Genomic DNA, 2879 nt, shown 5'->3' on the forward strand with positions numbered 1-2879 from the left:
CTTCCGATTCTCCGTCATTCAATCCTATTATTCAACATAGAATTCCATGCGGCGATTCTCAGTCTTACCTGCTTCCGTTTTATTATCGGCGATAGGTTCTTTTTCACCCTTACCGACGGTTTTCATGCGATCCGATCTGATGCCTCTTTGCACTAACCAATTTTTCACAGCCTGGGCTCGCTCCAACGAGAGCTTCTGATTATCCGCATCGTTACCCACTTCGTCCGTATGGCCGGAAATTTCCACATTCACATTGGGATTGGCAACGAGAGCATTATAGGCCATCTCCAAAATATTCTTGGAGTCTGGTGTCAGAGTGGCCTTGGCGGTCTCGAAATTGACTCCCCGAAGGACTACTTTTTTACCTCTCTCGAGAATAATCGTTGTCGTTGTTTTAACGATATCATCCTTCGAATCCAACGGGTTCGTTTTACTGTTCACTTCAGCGCCGTCATTTGCACCACCAGCATCGGTATCGATTTTGAGCGGATCGGTCTTATATTTGTTCACTTCGTCGCCATCGTTCAAACCGTCGGCATCTGTATCCATTTTGAGCGGATCGGTTTTATATTGATTCGCTTCAGCGCCATCGTTCAAACCGTCGCCATCCGTGTCCGTTTTGACTGGATTGGTTTTATACTTATTCACTTCAGCGCCATCGTTCAAACCGTCGTTATCGGTGTCCGTTTTCCCCGGATCAGATTGATACTGCACTTCAGCGCCATCGTTTAAGCCGTCGTTATCGCTATCCATTTTGCGTGGATCGGTTTTATACTGATTGACTTCAACGCCATCGTTCAAACCGTCGATATCGGTGTCAGCCTGGAGTGGCTTGGTTTTATACTGATTCACTTCAGCGCCATCGTTCAGGCCGTCGCCATCGGTGTCAGCCTTCCTGGGATTAGTACCTATTTCTTTTTCAATTTTAGTGGTCAATCCGTCTTTGTCCGGGTCGGCATTTACGTTTGATCCGCCGCTGTAAACAAGTCCAATTTGAAATCCCAGAAATCCATCATATTTCTTGTTACTAAGACGGCCGAGGTCGTTATCTGAGCGCTCGCGTCCATCAAGTTTATCCGATAAGGATAAATTATATCCAGTACTCGCTTCCAATATCATTTGGGGGCCGATCTTGGTCTGGACACCGATTCCAAATGGGATCATTGGCAAGAAACCCGAGCCACTCTCATTAAAACGTTTCGATACGCCAAAACCACCATATAAAAATGGATTCATTCTCTCGGTAGAAAATGGAATGAAAAGCAACCTACCGTCGGCCATAGCGGTATTTGCGTAATACACACCCGGAGCTTCAAGTCTGGTATATCCCAAACTCACTTGAGCCAATAATAATGGAGAAATGAGTTTGCTTTGCAGATATCCACAATACTGAAGCACCCATTTGTCTTCGTCGCTATTAACGCCCATGGCTCCACCCGCTGAAAAACCGAATCCCATGCCGGGATTGACAAATCCAAATTTTGCATTGACCTGGTTACATGCTAAAAGCATGACAACCAACATTAATACTAATTTTACACGTTTCATCTTAAGACTCCTTTTTTTGTTAATAAACATTTTTTGGGTTAATAAATCTTTTTTCCGCAGGTTGAAAATTCTAAACTGCGGGTGGTGGGGGTGCGTGATCTCCCCCGCCTGTGTTTTGTTTGATAATTTTTATTCCGCATTTTGAAACATTTCCTTTTTTCTGAATAAGCCTGATATCGTCAGCGCCAAATCGTCACAGGGGCTTTCGTCCGCGGATAATGTTAACCAAGACGACCACAACGGCGATTATCAGAAGAACATGAATAAAACCGCCCATGGTGTAAGAAGATACTATCCCCAGAAGCCACAAGATGGTCAGAACAACAGCGATAATCCATAACATAGCAATTCTCCTTCATTTACTTTTGGTTTGGGTTCGACATAAAAAACTGTTCTACTTTCATTGAGATACCTGACGCTCATTTAATGAAGACCATCTTCTTGATAGAAACGAAGGATCCGGCATTCAGGTAGTATAAGTACACACCACTTGAAAATTTTTGTGCATTCCATTCGATCTTATAATTGCCTGCCCTTTGCATTTCATTGACCAAAATGCCGAATTCCCGTCCCATCATATCGAAAACAGATAACTTCACGTTACAACTTATTGGCAATTGGTAATCGATATTCGTAACAGGATTGAATGGATTCGGATAGTTCTGCGATACCGAGAACTCTTGGAGTGCGAAACCATTCTCAACGGCAGTTACTGTTTCCGGCTGAGTGACGGCATTGGCGTCTAATGTAACTGCAATCTGGGCTAAAGCTCTACCATTCAGCGTTGCGCCGTTTTGTATCACAATCGCAGTTTTACCCAATATGATTCCCTTCATAGCAGACGTCGTTCCCAAGGTAACCTGGCCGGCGACCTGCCAGAAAATGTTGGAAGCCTGAGCGCCGCCGCTTAGAGTAACAATGGCGCCGTTATCCAATTCAAAATTCTGCGCTATCTGGAATATCCAGACATCGCTGGCGGTACCCGAGATAGTGACTCCCCCGGCAGATACCAGGACACCCGTGCTCCACGTATAAAGACCGGGAGTGAGGGTCTGCCCGGTAAGATCTCCGGTGTACAGTTCAGTAAAATCAGGCGTGGTTCGTCCGGCGGCGTCGGTGTAGGCGGCTTCCATGTCGCTAACAGCCGTAGTCATTTTAGTTGGAGTCGGATCAGTATAGTCGGCGGCATAGACATTTCCAACCACTACGGACGATGTCGAAAATGTGCCTAAGGCATCCATTATTAATCCAAATCCGGTTATGGACGCAGCGGCGGCTGGACTAACTCCAATATCTCCGGTAATGGCAGTGACTCCGGTGGCTGAGATTCC

The 2879-nt window shown here is 45.6% G+C and carries 2 protein-coding genes; both read right to left on the bottom strand.

What is annotated here, in order from left to right:
* Positions 1-27: 27 nt before the first annotated feature.
* Entirely contained in the window at positions 28-1578 is a 1551-nt protein-coding gene (locus COT43_02950) for a hypothetical protein (protein ID PIS29838.1), read from the bottom strand.
* A gap of 389 nt (positions 1579-1967) precedes the next feature.
* Complete coding sequence (locus COT43_02955; GenBank protein PIS29839.1) at positions 1968-2789, bottom strand: hypothetical protein; 822 nt, start codon at positions 2787-2789, stop codon at positions 1968-1970.
* Positions 2790-2879: the final 90 nt, after the last annotated feature.

The sequence above is a fragment of the Candidatus Marinimicrobia bacterium CG08_land_8_20_14_0_20_45_22 genome (assembly GCA_002774355.1).
GTDB lineage: Bacteria > Fidelibacterota > UBA2242 > UBA2242 > UBA2242 > 0-14-0-20-45-22.